General features: G+C 49.0%; 17 protein-coding genes. 10 read left to right on the top strand and 7 right to left on the bottom strand.

Translation table 11 applies throughout. The features are described 5' to 3' along the window. Nucleotides 1-47: 47 nt before the first annotated feature. Together A1OO_RS11685 and A1OO_RS11680 are read left to right on the top strand one after the other, a co-directional pair. Nucleotides 48-701 carry a TorD/DmsD family molecular chaperone gene (locus A1OO_RS11685; RefSeq protein WP_016960010.1) on the top strand — a complete coding sequence of 218 codons (654 nt, stop codon included), beginning with the start codon at nucleotides 48-50 and terminating at the stop codon, nucleotides 699-701. Nucleotides 702-768: 67 nt separating this feature from the next. Next, nucleotides 769-1,323 (top strand): 4Fe-4S binding protein, encoded by a 555-nt coding sequence (locus A1OO_RS11680; RefSeq protein ID WP_016960009.1) that lies wholly within the window; start codon nucleotides 769-771, stop codon nucleotides 1,321-1,323. Between the two features lie 78 nt (nucleotides 1,324-1,401). Here the strand turns inward: A1OO_RS11680 and A1OO_RS11675 are convergent, their stop codons facing one another. The 3 genes from A1OO_RS11675 to A1OO_RS11665 are packed head-to-tail and all read right to left on the bottom strand — an operon-like array spanning nucleotide 1,402 to nucleotide 4,630. After that, nucleotides 1,402-2,571 (bottom strand): questin oxidase family protein, encoded by a 1,170-nt coding sequence (locus tag A1OO_RS11675; RefSeq protein ID WP_017003134.1) that lies wholly within the window; start codon nucleotides 2,569-2,571, stop codon nucleotides 1,402-1,404. 54 nt (nucleotides 2,572-2,625) lie between these two features. Beyond that, the gene (locus tag A1OO_RS11670) at nucleotides 2,626-3,600 is read right to left on the bottom strand and encodes a glutathione S-transferase family protein (protein ID WP_017003133.1); all 975 of its coding nucleotides are present in this window, start codon (nucleotides 3,598-3,600) and stop codon (nucleotides 2,626-2,628) included. 43 nt (nucleotides 3,601-3,643) lie between these two features. Further along, nucleotides 3,644-4,630 (bottom strand): glutathione S-transferase family protein, encoded by a 987-nt coding sequence (locus tag A1OO_RS11665; protein ID WP_017003132.1) that lies wholly within the window; start codon nucleotides 4,628-4,630, stop codon nucleotides 3,644-3,646. A gap of 204 nt (nucleotides 4,631-4,834) precedes the next feature. Here A1OO_RS11665 and murQ point away from each other — a divergent pair, with 204 nt between their 5' ends. Continuing rightward, nucleotides 4,835-5,740, top strand: a complete 906-nt coding sequence (gene murQ / locus A1OO_RS11660; RefSeq protein ID WP_017003131.1) for an N-acetylmuramic acid 6-phosphate etherase — start codon at nucleotides 4,835-4,837, stop codon at nucleotides 5,738-5,740. Nucleotides 5,741-5,986: 246 nt separating this feature from the next. Beyond that, the gene (locus A1OO_RS11655; RefSeq protein ID WP_017003130.1) at nucleotides 5,987-7,195 is read left to right on the top strand and encodes an ammonium transporter; all 1,209 of its coding nucleotides are present in this window, start codon (nucleotides 5,987-5,989) and stop codon (nucleotides 7,193-7,195) included. A 120-nt stretch (nucleotides 7,196-7,315) separates the two neighbouring features. Here the strand turns inward: A1OO_RS11655 and A1OO_RS11650 are convergent, their stop codons facing one another. Together A1OO_RS11650 and A1OO_RS11645 are read right to left on the bottom strand one after the other, a co-directional pair. Then, nucleotides 7,316-8,137, bottom strand: a complete 822-nt coding sequence (locus A1OO_RS11650; protein ID WP_017003129.1) for an AraC family transcriptional regulator — start codon at nucleotides 8,135-8,137, stop codon at nucleotides 7,316-7,318. Nucleotides 8,138-8,168: 31 nt separating this feature from the next. Continuing rightward, nucleotides 8,169-8,762, bottom strand: a complete 594-nt coding sequence (locus A1OO_RS11645; RefSeq protein WP_017003128.1) for a LysE family translocator — start codon at nucleotides 8,760-8,762, stop codon at nucleotides 8,169-8,171. A gap of 200 nt (nucleotides 8,763-8,962) precedes the next feature. Here A1OO_RS11645 and A1OO_RS11640 point away from each other — a divergent pair, with 200 nt between their 5' ends. Then, nucleotides 8,963-10,321, top strand: coding sequence for a serine hydrolase domain-containing protein (locus A1OO_RS11640; protein WP_017003126.1), 1,359 nt, complete (start codon nucleotides 8,963-8,965; stop codon nucleotides 10,319-10,321). A 64-nt stretch (nucleotides 10,322-10,385) separates the two neighbouring features. Continuing rightward, nucleotides 10,386-11,162 (top strand): hypothetical protein, encoded by a 777-nt coding sequence (locus A1OO_RS11635; RefSeq protein WP_017003125.1) that lies wholly within the window; start codon nucleotides 10,386-10,388, stop codon nucleotides 11,160-11,162. A 72-nt stretch (nucleotides 11,163-11,234) separates the two neighbouring features. Here the strand turns inward: A1OO_RS11635 and A1OO_RS11630 are convergent, their stop codons facing one another. Next, nucleotides 11,235-12,224, bottom strand: coding sequence for an AraC family transcriptional regulator (locus A1OO_RS11630; RefSeq protein WP_016959999.1), 990 nt, complete (start codon nucleotides 12,222-12,224; stop codon nucleotides 11,235-11,237). 498 nt (nucleotides 12,225-12,722) lie between these two features. On the opposite strand from A1OO_RS11630, the gene A1OO_RS11625 reads away from it, so the two are divergent. The 4 genes from A1OO_RS11625 (at nucleotide 12,723) to A1OO_RS11610 (ending at nucleotide 15,987) form a co-directional block, all read left to right on the top strand. Then, on the top strand, nucleotides 12,723-13,796 hold the full coding sequence (locus A1OO_RS11625; RefSeq protein WP_026023826.1) for an SGNH/GDSL hydrolase family protein: 1,074 nt from the start codon (nucleotides 12,723-12,725) through the stop codon (nucleotides 13,794-13,796). Nucleotides 13,797-13,964: 168 nt separating this feature from the next. Further along, a complete protein-coding gene (locus tag A1OO_RS11620) occupies nucleotides 13,965-14,681 on the top strand; it encodes a hypothetical protein (protein ID WP_017003123.1) in 717 nt (238 codons plus the stop codon). Nucleotides 14,682-14,689: 8 nt separating this feature from the next. Beyond that, nucleotides 14,690-15,226, top strand: a complete 537-nt coding sequence (locus tag A1OO_RS11615; protein ID WP_016959995.1) for an RNA polymerase sigma factor — start codon at nucleotides 14,690-14,692, stop codon at nucleotides 15,224-15,226. Then, nucleotides 15,214-15,987 (top strand): hypothetical protein, encoded by a 774-nt coding sequence (locus A1OO_RS11610; RefSeq protein WP_017003122.1) that lies wholly within the window; start codon nucleotides 15,214-15,216, stop codon nucleotides 15,985-15,987. The genes A1OO_RS11615 and A1OO_RS11610 overlap by 13 nt, the downstream gene beginning before the upstream one ends. A 157-nt stretch (nucleotides 15,988-16,144) precedes the next feature. Here the strand turns inward: A1OO_RS11610 and A1OO_RS11605 are convergent, their stop codons facing one another. Further along, nucleotides 16,145-17,203, bottom strand: a complete 1,059-nt coding sequence (locus tag A1OO_RS11605) for an ABC transporter ATP-binding protein (protein ID WP_017003121.1) — start codon at nucleotides 17,201-17,203, stop codon at nucleotides 16,145-16,147. Between the last annotated feature and the right edge of the window lie 4 nt (nucleotides 17,204-17,207).

The raw sequence follows: 17,207 nt of genomic DNA, 5'->3' as shown, positions 1-17,207 counted from the left end.
CACGTTCTTTTTTACCTCATTAATTTTAACCGAATAAGCCCATTGCCATGAATGACTCTCGCTACGAAACGCTTGCAAGCCTGACCATCGCCAGTCACTTTTTCTATCGTGCATTGCATCAAGCGCCAGATGCACACTTCATTAACGCTCTCTATGACGAGCCGATGTTCGATGAATGGCCCGTAGACATGGCGAATGCCAAGGTGGAACAAGGGTTAGCGTTGCTTAAACAACGACCTAATCTACACGCGGCCAGCCGTGATTACGCACAATTGTTTGTCGGACCAAATACCCTGACAGCAGCGCCTTGGGGCTCTGTGTATCTGACGGAGGAACAAACTACCTGTGGCGCTGCTACGCTGGCGATTCGCGCGTTTTACGCGGAGCATGGCATTGCTATCGATACAGGCGAACGTGAACCCGAAGATCATATTGGTTTGGTGTTTTCCTTCATCACTTATTTGCTTGAGACCGCATTTAACGCACAAGTGGTTGAAGCCACTCACAATGAAAGCTTGGCATCATTAAAGGCCTTTTTGAGCGATCATGTGCTGACGTGGGCACCGCGCTTTTTCGCGATCATGCGCGAAGGTGCACAAACCGAGTTTTACCAAGGCATTAGCTATCTTGCGGAAGGCACGCTAGAGCAATTGGCGTCGCAGGTGAACGCGCAATACAACAGCGTAAATCTCTATCGTTAATCGCTAGCGTGAATATCAAACGTTACTCAGAACCGCACATGTTTACCGACAATCAGGGTTAGGCACCATGTCAGACAGAGACGAGCGCTATTACAACGCACAATTGAACATGCAACAGTGCAGTCGCCGGGGGCTTTTTCGCGCCTTGTGGTCTGGTGTCAGTAAGCCTGTAAAAGCGTCTACTCAGATAGCCGCTATTCGCAGCGTTCCCCGCCCGCCCACAGCGGTAGAAGAAGCGTTGTTAAATCGCCTCTGCGATGGGTGCGGAAAATGTGAAGAGGTGTGTCCACAGCACGTCATTAGCATGCTCGAAGAGAAACCCACGCTTACGCTAGATGGCGGTTCGTGCACAGAGTGTGGTGAATGCCAACGCGTTTGCCCAACACTTTCGCTCGCAAATACATCGGCCAATGGCGTGCCATCGACAGGCGCTGTCGCCGCACTTTCAGGCATGTGTGTTCGTCAAATGGGGGCACCTTGCCAATCGTGCGAAGAGGCTTGCCCACATCAAGCGATTGACACTGTAAATCGAAGTGTTTCAATCAAAACGGAGCTTTGCTCTGGCTGTGCGCAATGCCGTGTCGCCTGCCCGTCTCATGCCATTCAGATGGTGATGCGTTAACGCATAGCGATTGTCATCCACCACAAAAACGAAAAAGAGCGGGACTAGCCGCTCTTTGATTGTTCATTTGGCCGTGTATCAACCTAATCGCACTGGCTTCACATTGATATGCTGGCTAAGTACATTGATGGCGGCCGCTTTGTAGCGCGGGTTCGCATCAAGGTTCTCAAATAGCCATTTGCAGCTAAACACCATTTTAATGGCATGCACTTCTGGCACTTTCACTATGGCACTGGCAATGTCTTCCCATGCAAAAGCATCAACGTCACTTCGTGATTCTTCAACAACACTTGGCAAGGCCTCTGGAACGCCTTTTTCAATATATAGCGCCGTCAACCAAATCCAGTAACGTTGCCAAAGTTCAGCTAACAACGGGCGGAATCTGTCACTGTCACCAAGCACTGTCTGGGTAATGTCCACCAGCGCTTGAAACGCCGTCACGCCATGTAAGGTCGTGAGTGCGGGTTCAAACAGGTACAAGCCAATAGCACGATCACCGATTTCTTGAATTTTCAGCTCGAGATTTTCTTCGGTGATAAAGAAATTCTCCGCCACAGCGATATCGTGAAGCGCAGGCTCAGAACACAAACGCTCGCACACATTCAGGCTACCACCTCGAAAACTCAGCTCGGGTTTCGCAGCATGTAATGTCACCCAATTTTCTTCGGCGCTGACCGAGATACTGGCGAAATCAGTGCGCGGCGGCAACATGCGTTTATACAGATCTTCATAACGTATCGCCCAATACGCCAGCGCATCAGCGATCAACCCTTTATCGCCATGCATCATGGCGAAGCTTACTCTGATCAAGGGATGAAACAGCCCCATCGGCAGCGCATATTGAAGCTTATCGAGCGCAGACATGATGTACGCATTTTGATCGTCCGTTGCTTGTAAGCCGTCGTAAAACATACGCTGAAAATCTGCCAGCAGGTTTGCTTGTCCTAAATAATCAGGCCAGTTTTCTTGCGTCACCACGCCCTTGTCACGAAGACGCAGATCGTCAGTAATTTTTGAGCGATAACGCGGCCATGAAGCACGAAAATCCCTGATGTTTTCATCACTGGCACCCAGTGCTTGCAACGACATAATAGTCATCGGGTAATGATTCGCCATGCCGCCTTTTGTCACGCCACCAAGGTTGGGGTGAAACGCGCTGTCTTTCAGCATTTCATCATTTACCAACGCAGATATGTCAGCAGCTGCGTTGAATTGTCGTGTCGCAGTATTTGATGGATTAAATAACATGGTGACTCCTCCTTGCGTTGATAATGTGTTTGTTGCTGTGCCTACCTGAGATGCTTATAAAAAGTCCACATCTGGTGCGACAGGCACAATGCCGTGCGGGTTACGCAACGGACTTTTTGAGTTGTAACCGCGGCGATACACATCCAGATCGATAGTGCCTCGCACGCCCGGCTGTTTAACCAGTTCTTTCAAATACGCCGAGATATTCGGGTAATCTCGCAGCGCTTTCAGGTTGCATTTGAACGCGGTGAAGTAACCCACATCAAAACGCACCAGCGTCGGCAGTAATCGCCAATCCGCTTCGGTGATCTGATTCCCCAGCAAATACTTGTGATTCCCTAAACGGGTTTCTATTTCCTCCAACGACGCAAACAACGTCGTCACCGCTTCCGTATACGCCTCTTGCGTTCTGGCAAAGCCCGCTTTGTACACGCCGTTATTCACGGTGTTGAACACCCACTCGTTCATCGCATCAATGCGGTGCGCCAATTTAGACGGATAGAAATTTTTTTTATCACCTGTCACCTCGTTAAACGTACTGTTGAACATACGGATAATCTCAGACGACTCGTTACTCACAATGGTCTGTGTTTTCTTGTCCCACAGCACAGGTACCGTCACGCGACCTGTAAAATCGGGATTGGATTTCACGTATAGCTGATGCATCGCATCGAGCCCAAACAGCTCATCAGTAAATCTCGGCGTACTTTTATCAAACACCCAACCTTGATCGGTGCGAAGCGGCGCAACCAGCGACAACCCGACCACATTCTGCAATTGCTTCACGTTGCGATAAATCAAGGTGCGATGCGCCCAAGGGCAATTCAACGCCGCGAACAAATGGTAGCGCCCAGCTTCTGCTTTAAAGCCTGCGTCACCGCTGATGCCCGCCTCTCCCGTTTCCGTTACCCACGAGCGAAATTTCGCCGTGCCGCGTTGAAACTGGCCATTGGCCTTCTCATATTCTTTGGTCTCCAACTCAAGCAATGCATCGTCGGTGAGCCAGCGTCCTTCAACTAATTTTCCCATCACTTCATTCCTTCTCAGCATTCCTTCTCAGCGTTGGCGTATATCACTGGTTGCCAACCTGCTCTCGGCCATGTGGCGTCGTAAAATCCAACGCTGGGCCAATCGGCACAATGCGTGTCGGGTTCACCGTTTCGTGGCTACCGTAGTAATGCGCCTTGATATGGTCGATATGAACCGTGCCTGCGATGCCGGGCATTTGATAAAGCTCGCGCAGGTATCCAAACAAATTTGGGTAATCGACAATACGACGACTACTGCATTTGAAATGCCCAACATAAACAGCATCAAACCGAATCAAGGTGGTGAACAAACGCCAATCGGCCTCAGTTAAAGCGTCACCCAGCAAATAGCGCTGTGTGGCAAGTTTCACTTCCAATACATCGAGTGCATGGAACACATCTTCTACCGCTTCGTCATAAGCCGCTTGTGTGGTCGCAAACCCAGCGCGATACACGCCGTTATTGATGTTGGGATAAACATAATCGTTCACCTCGTCGATGGCCTCACGCAGTGCAGTCGGGTAGTAATCGCCTGGCTTGGCGCCCACTTCATCAAACGCGCTGTTCAACATGCGAATGATGTCCGCCGATTCATTGCTCACAATGGTGTGGGTTTTCTTATCCCACAGCACAGGCACAGTTACGCGTCCGGTGTAATCGCTCATCGCCTCGGTATAGATTTGATGCAAATGCGTTTTACCGTTCACGGTATCTGGCACCACATCATCGCCGGGCAAAAACGTCCAACCGTCATCGCCCATAAAGGCATTAACGACCGACACGGAGATCATGTCTTCGAGCCCTTTTAACGCACGAAAAATCAACGTCCGATGCGCCCAAGGACAAGCCAGTGACACATACAAATGGTATCTGCCCGGTTCAGCGTTAAACCCTGCATCACCGCTTGGCCCTGCGCCGCCATCTTGGGTTATCCAGTGACGAAAACTGGGTGCTTTCCGGGTAAAACGTCCGTCTGTCTTGCTGGTGTCATACCAATCGGTTCGCCACTTTCCATCTACTAATAAGCCCATTACCTGTCATCCTTTGCCATCAACTTTCGATGAGCAAACAATAATCGACCTCAATACATCAATAAACAGTGAGAACATGAATTGATTATTCTCGATAAGAGAACAATGAGCAGAAAAGAAGGCTCACCTTTTCTCTTGAGTTTTCACATGCCGATGAGGAATACTGGCAGCTATAAAAATCCCCAATAAATGAGCATGCTAGCGATGAAAATTGATTTAACTCGATTGGTCACAGAAAGCCGTAACCCAGCCAGTGCAAACATCGACACACTTTCCACGCTCGATATGCTGGCTGTGATGAATCAGGAAGATCAACAAGTGGCACTCGCTGTCAAAGCACAACTGCCTCACATCGCGAAAGCGGTCGATGCCATTACGACGGCATTTGCCCAAGGTGGCAGGTTGATTTATATGGGGGCGGGCACGTCTGGTCGATTGGGTATTCTAGACGCCAGCGAATGCCCTCCGACATTTGGCAGCAAAGCCGAGCAGGTCGTAGGATTAATTGCAGGGGGTCATCCTGCCATTCTCAAGGCGGTCGAAAATGCAGAAGACAATACAGAACTCGGTGAGCAGGATTTAAAAGATCTTAAGCTCTCAAACAAAGACGTACTTGTCGGTATCGCAGCCAGTGGACGCACCCCGTATGTATTGGGCGGCATGGCGTACGCCAAAACATTAGGTGTCACCGTGGTGGCCATTGCCTGTAACCCACAGTGCGCGATGGTGGATGAAGCGGATATTGCTATCACGCCGATTGTTGGCCCTGAAGTTGTCACCGGATCTTCACGCATGAAAGCAGGAACAGCACAAAAACTTATCCTGAACATGCTCACCACAGGCGCGATGATTCGAAGCGGCAAAGTATATGGCAACTTAATGGTCGATGTAGAAGCCACCAACGCCAAACTGGTTCAGCGCCAAGTCAACATTGTAGTGGAAGCAACAGGCGAATCGTCACAAGCGGCTGAAGCGGCGCTTAATGCCTGCAACCGCCACTGCAAAACCGCCATTCTCATGCTTCTAGCAGGCATTAATGCAGAACAAGCGAAAGCACGATTGGAACAACATGATGGCTTTATCCGCAACGCATTGAACAAACACCAATAGCTGCACTCTTTTAGTGCATTCTCGCACTATTTCTGCACAGCTTTGAAGCGAAACGTTTCAAAGCTGTGATGACAACTATTCAATCATTCCTTTTTAGTGCAGAACTAAATAACACTATTTCAGTAAGTTATAGAAAAACCGCACTCACTTGGCGCCCCTCTGCCCCTTATTGGAACAATCAGGCATGTTTTGTGCTTTATTGCCCCCAATGGAATTTTGTTCTCATGGAAGTAGAGGAATAACAACGTGGAAAACATCAGCAGCGCGATTCAAACGCTAACAGAAAGCGCGAACACGCTCTTTATCTTGATGGGTGCCATCATGGTACTCGCCATGCACGCAGGCTTTGCCTTTTTGGAAGTCGGCACCGTCAGACATCGTAACCAAGTGAATGCCTTGGTCAAAATCATGTCAGACTTTGGTTTCTCAGCGCTTGCATACTTCTTTATTGGCTACTGGGTAGCCTATGACACCACCTTTTTTAGCAGCGCAGAAACACTCTCCGCCAACAACGGCTATGAACTCGTTAAGTTCTTTTTCTTGATGACATTTGCCGCCGCTATACCCGCTATTATCTCCGGTGGTGTGGCAGAGCGCGCGAAGTTCACCCCTATGTTAATTGCCGCCGCGGCCATCGTGGCCTTTGTTTATCCTTTCTTCGAAGGCTTAATCTGGAACGGTAACTTTGGCTTCCAAGATTGGCTAGACGCCTCGTTCGGTGCGCCTTTCCATGACTTCGCAGGTTCTGTTGTTGTGCATGCTGTCGGCGGTTGGATTGCCCTCGCTGCCGTTATGATCCTTGGCGTGCGCAAAGGCCGATACCGTGGCGGTAAACTTATCGCTTTCGCACCATCAAACATTCCGTTTCTTGCACTTGGCGCATGGATCCTCACCATCGGTTGGTTCGGCTTTAACGTCATGTCTGCACAAACGCTGGATGGCATCAGCGGTTTAGTAGCGGTCAACACCTTGATGGCGATGGTTGGCGGTATCGTCGCATCACTCATCGTGGGTAAAAATGACCCCGGTTTCCTACACAATGGTCCCCTTGCTGGTCTTGTCGCTGTGTGTGCGGGCTCTGACCTGATGCACCCAATTGGTGCGCTAGTGACGGGTGGTGTTGCTGGCGCCTTGTTCGTTTGGTTATTCACCTTGACCCAAAACCGTTTGAAAATTGATGACGTTTTGGGTGTTTGGCCGTTGCACGGCGTATGTGGTGTTTGGGGTGGTCTCGCCGCCGGTATTTTTGGCTTAGAAGCTCTGGGCGGTTTGGGCGGCGTGAGCTTCATCTCTCAGCTTATCGGCACCATGACAGGTGTTGTGGTGGCCTTCGTGGGCGGGTGGATTGTCTACACCGCCGTCGATAAAGCCGCAGGCATTCGTATGACGGAAGAAGAAGAGTACAACGGCGCAGACTTGGCGATTCACAAAATCGCCTCGACGTCAGAAGACTAATCACGCACCTTGCTGAAGCAGTTTGAAAAGCCCATCTCTGCCTGTGAGATGGGCTTTTTTTGTCGCGGAGAACACGCTGAAGTAGGAGTACAAACAAGAAAAAAACGATTGTGTAGTGAGCTATTTCTGTAAAAAGTGTGATTGATAAAACTTCGGTGTGACGGCGAGTTTCTTTTTGAATTGGCGCTGGAAATGGGCTTGATCAGAAAAACCAAGCTGCAGCGCAACGTCTGAGATGTCTTGGCCAGATTTCAGCATCACTTTGGCGCGCTTAATTTTCTCATCCATCAAATAAGCGTGAGGCGGCAAACCAAATTGACTTTTGAATGCTCGAAGTAGCTGATAGCGACTCATCCCTGCCTCTTCAGCAAGCTCATCCAGTTGATGAGTATGATCAATGTCATCGAGCATCTTTTCACGAATATGAGTCAAATACGGTTGCTGGGCCATTTTCCCAATGTGATCGTGGGCTTGCTTCCCGAGCATCATTTCGATGAAGTCGTACAAACAGACCTGCGCCTGCAGTGCACTGGAATCCGATTGAAGCGCATCGAAAAGAGCTTGAAAGCGCTGTTTGACGAAAGGACTTCGTTCCAAGTCGTTCAAAAATGGCGTGTAATCACTGCTATCGCGTTGAAGGACATCTCGCTGCACATCGCCCATCTTTAACGTATCAACAAACAACATGCTGTAAGACCACGTACCCGCATTGGGGTTACACGCATGGACATCCGCGGGGTTAATCGTCACCACATCACTTTCGCCAATATAGTGGGTTTTCTGACGATTTCGATAGTACGCATGGCCTTGATTAATGATGCCAAACGAAAACTCATCGTGAGAATGCGCGTCATAACAGGCATGACTTTGGTTGGCGACTCGCAGTTCAACCCAAGGCAACACAGTGCTTTGTTTGAAGCTGGCACTCCCGTCCTTTTTCATCGCAATCCTTTTGCCTGTTTGCCGTTATCACTTAGGTCCATATCATTAGCACAGAAACGGCCAACAACACACCCATCACACGATTAAACTGACGTTGTTGCCTTGGATCCTCGAGACGGCTTGCAAGCACAGTGCCCAGCACAGCCCACACACCCACGCCAATTAAACACAGTACCAATGAGACGCTGGTAAAAATCAGCAAATACAGGTTTTCATCACCACGCCCAAACACAAACAAACTGATTCCTGACATAGCAACTAACCACGCTTTGGGGTTGAGAAGTTGCGTCAATGACCCCGTCCACAGTCCCGATCGCGCCGTATGTGAAGCTGCCATACTCGCCGCAGGTGCAGTGAAAATCTTATAGGCCAAGTAAAAAAGATACAGGCTGCCGCTCACCTGCATGATCCCTTCGAGTTTTGGTAAAACGTGCAGCAGCCCCTGCATCACGCTCCCCGACAAATACACCACAAAGGCATAAGCCAACGATGCGCCCAACACATGTTTTGCTGCTTCCTTCACGCCCGCGTTTACCGCTGTGCTGGTGGCCAGAATATTCACAGGCCCTGGGGTTACGGCCCCCACAAAGGCGAAAGTCGCCATCGCTAAAATCACACTTTCCATGTACTGCTCCCTTTTCAATGAACAGAGAATATTCGATACCGCAGAAAAGGTATTGAACGATATTGCAGGCGCATACTCACCCGACAGTTATGCCCATTTTTTGAAAAATAATGACGCCATCTATGTTGGCATAAAATGACCTATTTAGTTTATGCATTGAACCGTAAGATTACTTACATCAACTCAATGGAGGCAACATCATGAAACTTAAGCCAATTGCTATCGTATGTTCATCACTCATATTCTCATCGGTTACCTTTGCAGATATCAATCCTGTTGAAAAAGCACTGAGCGTTGAAGGTGCACAAGTCACCTTGCCGGTCCAAGCAGCCAAAGGCGCGTTTTCGCCAGAATTCATCGATGCTGCAAGACAAAACTTGTCCAACTTCCATTGGCAAATGGGTGGCGACCACGCGCTTTACTACAACATGCACATGAGCGAATTTGTGCCGACCGCCGTGTCATCGCCAGCTGAAGAGTACAAGCCATTGGCCCGTAACATTCAGCACCAACTCGACAACTTGCTGGTTCAAACTGATAGTAAAGGCGAACTGACAATGGCGGAGTATCTCGCCGACCCACAGTTTCGCACCCAAGGATTTGTGCTGATCCATGAAGGCAAGCTGGTTTATGAAGCCTATCCCGGCATGAAGCCAACCGATCGTCATATTTGGGCGTCAGCCGCCAAAACGACCGTCGGCACTGTCATCGCCATGATGGTGGAAGAAGGTAAGGTGGACCCTCAAGCGCCGATCACCAACTACGTGCCAGAACTCAAGGGGACGGTATGGGACAAAATCAGCGTGTTGAATGTTTTGAACCATGCCACAGGCCTCGACAATGAAGAAACCGCCAAATCCATTATGAACCCAGATTCCGCCGTTGTTCGCTTCTTTGCCGCAGCATTTGGTTCTCCGCGCTATGCCACAGGGGAACTGGAAGGCTGGCTTGATGTCGCGAAGGACACAAAAGAGGTTGACGATGAAAATGCCGGCGAGCGTTTCAGCTATGCATCGATGAACACGATGGTATTAACGCAGCTTATCGAAAATATTGAAGGAGAAACATGGGCGAAGGTCTTTGAAGATCGCGTTTGGTCTAAAGTGACGGCACGTCAGCCTATGTTGACCAACCTCACTCCCGATGGCATGGCCATTTCTGTTGGTCTGATGTCGAGCACCATGGAAGACATGGCACGCTGGGGAGCCCTGTTTACACCAAGCTGGAGTGCTGTCGCCACTGAGCCCGTCGTGTCTCAAGCCGTGATAGATCGCATTCATCAAAGCGGTGACACCAAGGCATATGTCGGCACAACCAAAGAAGCCAGCTCTCAGCATGCTTTCAATGAGAAGTCGCAATACAACTCGTATCAGTTTGACTACATCTTCGACGACGGTGCGATGGCGAAAAGCGGCAACCTCGGCCAATTCATCTACATCGATCCGGCCAGAGATTTTGTCGGCGTCATGTACTCCAACAACCCTTATCACTCAGGATTTGGCGAAAACAAAGGTCCAGCACTGATGCGCGCTGCAGCCAAAGCACTCGCTGATAAATAATCCATCTTCACGCCACCTATCTATTAGCTTCAAGGACGAAGCGCACTTTTAAGAGAAATTAAAGATGAAAAAAATTGCGCTAGTCCCTCTCGCTATTCTCCTCGCTGCGCCTGTCTTTGCTCAAGATGGCGACATTATCGACCCTGCAGATGTCACTAAGGTCTACACCCAAGCAGGTGTACTTTTAAGCGGCAACAGTGACATTCAACTTCAAGGCCAAATATCGGGCGGCCTAGAAAATGGTCAACAATTCGCGCTATTGGCCGAAGCGTACTTTAAAGATGAAGACCGAAACGCGAACGATTTTGGCAGTGACTACACAAACTCTCGATTTCAGTACTTCCATGTGTTTGAACCGGGCTTTCACGCTGTCCCCAAGCTTGGGTTTTCCGTTGACTACATCAATACACGCGATGATGCAGCAGGCATGAACAACGATCTGATATCCATTGGAGGTGTCGCGGCGATTAATCCCGCTTACACAGCAGGACTGCTCGTTTTTCCGCGCTTAGGTGTGATCACAGGCGATATCGAATTGACCCAACAAGGCATTGATGATTCCGTCTCCGGTTTCTCGGCGGGGCTCATAACAGCCAAATACCTTGGCGACTCAGGCTCCTACCTTCACTTCACGCCTGAATATCAAAGTGTGTCTGGCGATACGATAGAAATGGACACAGTCTCTTTCAAAGCTGGCATTAATGCGCCCTTAAATAGCGCAAGAACATGGTGGGTAAACACACGTTTTGACTACACCAAAACCTCGCTATCAACGAATAACATAGCCCTACCAAGTGACTGGCAATCTGAAGTTTGGTTTGGTATTCGCAAATACTTTTAAGCTTCCTAATCAATCCGTCAAGGCCTTGCTACTGTCACTCCCATCAGTGGCAGAGGCCTTTTCCTTCTGCTTCTAAGCGGTGCTGGCACTCATTAACATTTGTTGTTGGCGATATTGCGGCGCGGTGAATCCCGTCCACTTTTTGAAAGCACGATTGAAGTTAGCCAGATCGGTATACCCACAATGCCAAGCGATATCGAGCATCGATAGCGATTGATCTTTGAGCAGTTTTTTTGCGGTTTGCTCTCTCGCCGTATCACGCAATTCTCGCATCGTTATGCCATTGTCGCTCAACCTTCTTAACAAGGTTCGCGTTGACATGCCCACCATCTTCGCCAACCAATCCACATGAAAATTAGGCAAGCACGCATAGGTACTCGCCAGCTTTGTCATGCTTTCCATCCAGTGCTCCGACAGCTCTCGATCTTCTACTGCATGAAATCCCTCAGAGACCGGCAATTCAATCGCAGCTATTGGCTGTTGATAGCGAATATCTAATTGCAAGAAAGAGGCTGGAAGCTGATCTTTAGGCGGAGGATTAATACTCATCCACACATGATTGGGTAACCAATTTTCATCAACAAAACGACGACAAAACGCCCCTAGCACAAGTGTTCTAAACCATTCTGTTTGATCAAAACCCGGTGATGTAGGGCGATAAGCACTGCGGTGGCAGAGCATCCACTGGTCACCAAATTTTTCTGGCCATACCACCACATGATTACTCAACAGCGGCATCCATGCCATCAAAACATGCACGCCATCATCTATCGAGTCACATGCATCAAGCGCGTCGCTCAACGCCGGAGAAAGCTGGCTAAGGGAAATCAACCGACCCACCTCAATACCAATATGTTCTTTTTGCGATACCACGAGTTTCTGCAAAAAGCGCATCACATTCACCGCAGGCAACCAACATTCTTCGTCAGCAATGCGTTCGGGAATATCGTACTGAGATGCAATCACCTTCCACTCGATCCGGTTTTTGTTGAAATACTCAATAAAAGGCAGCAGATTTTGAGATGACGCTAAGCTCGGTGTTTTAGGCGTTTGATTGGGCATGGTGTGATAAACATCTGGTTAATCGTCTTGTTGGCAATGTGCCATTAGCGAGAAACATTTGAAAGGCAAACTGTCGTCAATTTAACGTTCAGATGGTCAGTCATGCTTTATTGCTGAGTTTCAACGCAGAGCGACTCTGTTTTCAAACCAACGCCGCGGTTGACAGCCAACAACGCTATCTGAACAAGCATCTTGAGGTTGTTTTGGTATAGCGCAAAGCAAAATGTATCCTGACTGACTTATCAGAGCTGGAAATCAACCCATTCCCTGATTTCTCAACTCTTGCTCTGCTCATTGCCCTCAGGGTAATTCCCATTTAACACCCAGAGATATTTAATGTAATCGTCAACATACATTGCGCTTACAAAGCCGAGTGTTGTCTTTCCTTGTTCGTCGGAGAGTTGGAAGCCGTTATCCACTGTTCAGAAGGAACACACACAATCCAGTGTGTTGATACCTCATACCGATAGCGAAGACCTAAAAAACGAAGGACTGAACATGTTGAAAAGAATCGGATACCTATCTCTGCTACTCGCTGCAAGCAACGTAATGGCAGAAACTGCCCCAGCCACCCACCATGCTATTAACTATGAAGGTCGCATAACTAAAGATTATGCCGCTGGCACGGTCCAGTTCAACTGGCCAGGTACGACATTAAAAACGCAATTTGTTGGCAGCCAACTTACTCTGAACCTGATTGGAAATGGCGATCACTTCGATGTGCTGATCAACGGGAAGTTGTCGCACAAAATTCTAACCAACCGCGGTAACACCGTTCAGTCGTTTACTTTATTTGAAAGTGAACAATCCGAGAACGTCACGGTAGACGTCGTCAAACGTACCGAAAACTATGAAACCATGACCAAGGTGATATCACTGGATCATGATGGAACGTTGAACGGTATTTGGGAGGATCAGCCACATATCCTGTTTATTGGTGATTCCATTAGCGCGGGTTTTGGCAGTGAATCAACCAAACGCGAGTGCACGTGGGAAGAGGTATATACCTCGTCTAACGCCCGTTTAGCCTTTCCTTATCAAACCGGTGAAACGTTAGATGCCAGCATCACGCAAGTGTCTTTCTCTGGCCTCGGTCTTATTCGCAACTGGAGCGGCAATCAACCGCATCACAACCTCACCGACTATGCCGACAAAGCGGGTGCAATTTTTGGCCGGACATTGGCGTTTGAAGACACCTACCCCAACCTGATTGTGGTGGAAGTGGGAACCAATGATTTCAGTACCGATCCCCAGCCTCATGAACCTTGGAGTGACATCGAAGACGTAAAAGAAGCGTGGACAGATCGCATGGTCGAATTTGTGACGGATCTGAAGTCTCGCTACAACAACACCAGCGTCATTTTGATGCCCCGTCCTGCCTACCCTTACGACGACATTATTCCTGCCACACAAGAAGCCATTGAAAGGCTAGATAACCAAGGACAAGACGGCGTGTACAGCCACACCTTTGTTTCGCCACTCGAAGGGTGTATCTGGCACCCAACAGTCAAAGAGCATGCGTCGATTGCGGCGAAGCTAAGTGACTTTATTACAGCGAATAACCTGCTTTGATGGTGGCATACCATCCATAGGTAAAACCATGGATGAAAGAGCGGCATTGTTGCCGCTCTTTTTTTCCCTTTTTTACATTCACCCGCATCCAATCATTCGATGCCTTCGTCTCTTACTACGAAAGCCCTTCCATCAGGCAAGGCTGATCATAATGACAAGGAAATCGAGATGTCTAAATTATCGTTTGCGACACTGCCATTTCTGCTGGCTTCGTGTGCCGTCGCCACTGAAACCGTTAAGCAAACCGATGTTGGTAACGTTTATGTCGATCAAAGCGGCCTCACGCTTTACACCTTTTCCAAAGACCCCAATGGCCAATCGGTGTGCAATGGCAATTGCGCGATTAACTGGCCTCCGCTATTCGCCGATGAAGCGAACCGTTCACTGTTTGACGACCATGCAGAATTCAGCCAAATCACACGGTCTGACGGAACGGAACAATGGGCATTGAACGGAAAGCCTCTTTATCGATGGAAAAATGATACCCAAGCAGGGGACAATGCTGGCGCTGGCATTAAAGGCGTTTGGCCCATTGCGCGCGCTGACGACGTGACGCTGAGGATTTACAATAACGGTAAACAACGCTTTTTAGTGGATAGCGACAACATTACCCTCTATACCTTTGATAAAGATAAAAATGGCACGTCGAACTGCTACGGTGAATGTGCAACAAAATGGCCACCCGCTATGGTTGCCCCTGCCTTGCTTTCAAAAGGTGTCAATGCGCTTGAACTGACAGGCGGATATGGCATGACTCAGCGGAACGATGGCACCTATCAATGGACTTACAACAACAGCCCTTTGTACCGATGGTTTAAGGACAAACAGCCCGGAGATATCAGTGGTAATGGTGTGAAAAACGTCTGGCATATCGTGCAACAATGAGGTGAATAGTGAGTGTAGATACAATTGAAATTGGCCACCTACTCTCACGCATTGCGCTTCGAGACCGAAAGGCTTTCGAAGCGCTTTACGTGTTAACTAATGCTCGCTTGTTTTGCCTGCTCAAATCGATAGTTAAAGACGAGCAAATCGCAGCGGATCTATTGCAAGAAGGCTTTTTGAAACTCTGGTTTGGGCGCCCTTCGTACCCCATTAACCATCCTTGGGCATGGCTCTGTCAAAGCATGAGAAACCTTGCCATTGATGAACTTCGACGAGCACGTTACACAAAGGAAGAATTCAGGGCTGAGCCAATGAATGAGACCGATTTTCTGTCTGTCAGGCCCAGTCATAATCCCGACGCTCATTCACAGAAAATGCAAGATTGTTTGCTGGCCCTGTCCGTCGAGAAACGTAACGTGATCGTCCTCGCTTATGAGCATGGCATGAGCCATCAGGAAATCGTAAAACATGTCAGTACGCCGTTGGGAACGGTGAAGTCGTGGATTCGTCGCGGGTTAATGGAGCTGAAAAAATGTCTGAATTGAAGCCAAGTCATCGCTACAACTCACAAGAGCTTCGGGACAAACTGGCGGCAGAATATGTACTCGGCACTCTCCCCCCGCGCGTTCGTCGTAGGTTGGAAACCTTAACGGAAAATGACCCAAGCTGGTGGGAGTACATTGAGATTTGGCAGCAGCACTTTTCTGCCTTTAATCCGGCCATAGATGCCAATACCGATGACAGCCAATTTTCAACGCCCCCCGCTTCCGTATGGAAGAACCTTTCATTGGCGATCTTCCCTTCATCGACAAACACACGCGAAAACATCAAGCCTTCGTTGTTTAGACACCCTTGGTTTGTTCCGGTGGGGTTTGTCTTTTCCTTGATGGTGGGGATATTAATCAACCCTGTGTTTGTCTCACAGACTCCGATCTCTTCTGTCGCTCAGGTAAAACCTGCATCCTATCTCGCCATGATGTCGTCCGCCGACGAACCCAACCTGTTTGCGCTGGTTGCGTATCAAGGCGCAAAACCCGGTGAATCTAATCTCCGCTTACAGCGAAACTTAAGGGACACAGACCTTCCGATGGAAAACGCGGTTGTATGGATGGTCGACAAAGATACGGGCACCCGAAAAGAAATTGGCTCCCTGCGCAGCATCAATGACACCCGATTTATGACGCCAACAGAATGGAAAGCACTCAAGAACAGTACTGAGTTGATTGTGACAGCCGAAATGTCGCCAACCAGTCAGGTGTTGTACCGCGGACGCTGTGTACAGTTGAGCGACTGGAACGCGATTTAATCTAATCACTCGCGGATTTCACCCAATTCTCAGGCAAAAAAATCCCGGCATCCAAGGAGGAAATGCCGGGTACAGATATCAGAACCGTAAGAGCAGGACTGTTATCAATGGAGTGTGTTCGCGCTAATGCCAACTCGAAAGGCCTTAGCGCAGAAGATCACGACGCAGAAACAGAAAGCCCGTTTGCATCAAAAAAGTGAAGTTTGTTGGCGTGGAACTGAAGACCAACATGATCTCCCGCTTCAACTTCACTTTCTCCGTCAGTGCGAACGGTCAATTTGCCCAATTCGCCGCAATCTACAACTAGATAGATATCCGCACCTAGGTATTCGGTCACATCAATAATGCCTTGGCAGTCACCTTCTTCCGGAGACACCAGATCAATGGCTTCAGGTCGAACACCGATTTGCGTTGCTTCACGCCCATAAGGATACGCACCGCCTTCGCTGCCACCCGCAAGCACATACTTATCGCCTTCTGTCATGCAAGGCATCACATTCATTTTTGGACTACCAATAAACTGCGCCACAAACAGGTTTTCAGGGTGGTTGTACAGGGTTTTTGGGCTGCCCACTTGTTCAATGATTCCGCCTTGCAACACCACAATCTTGTCGGCAAGCGTCATAGCTTCAACCTGGTCGTGGGTCACGTAAATCATGGTGGATTTCAGTGATTGGTGCAGCTTGGCAATTTCATAACGCATTTCAACGCGCAAGGAGGCATCAAGGTTAGACAGAGGTTCGTCGAACAAAAACGCGGTGGGATCGCGCACAATGGAACGACCAATCGCAACGCGCTGACGTTGACCGCCCGACAAATTGCGTGGACGCCGATCTAAGTACGTATCTAACTTCAGCACTTGCGCGGCGTAATTCACTTTTTCATCGATTTCCGCTTGAGGACGCCCCTGTGTTTTCAAGCTAAAGCCCATGTTCTCGCGCACCGTCATGTGCGGATACAAGGCATAACTTTGAAACACCATAGTGAGGCCACGTTTCGCGGGAGGCTGATCGGTCATATCAATATCATCTATCAAAATCTGCCCGCGGCTAGTTTCTTCAAGCCCAGCGATCATGCGCAACAAGGTCGATTTACCGCACCCTGATGGCCCAACGAAAATGACGAGTTCGCCCTCTTCAACAGACAAATCGATTCCTTTGATCACTTGCGTGTCGCCATACCACTTCTCGACACGATTGAGTTGAATAGATCCCATGTTC

The organism is Enterovibrio norvegicus FF-33, assembly GCF_000286835.2.
GTDB classification, from domain to species: Bacteria; Pseudomonadota; Gammaproteobacteria; order Enterobacterales; family Vibrionaceae; genus Enterovibrio; species Enterovibrio norvegicus_A.
The sequence above is the reverse complement of the archived record's forward strand: the minus strand, read 5'-3'. Positions and strand labels throughout refer to the sequence as shown.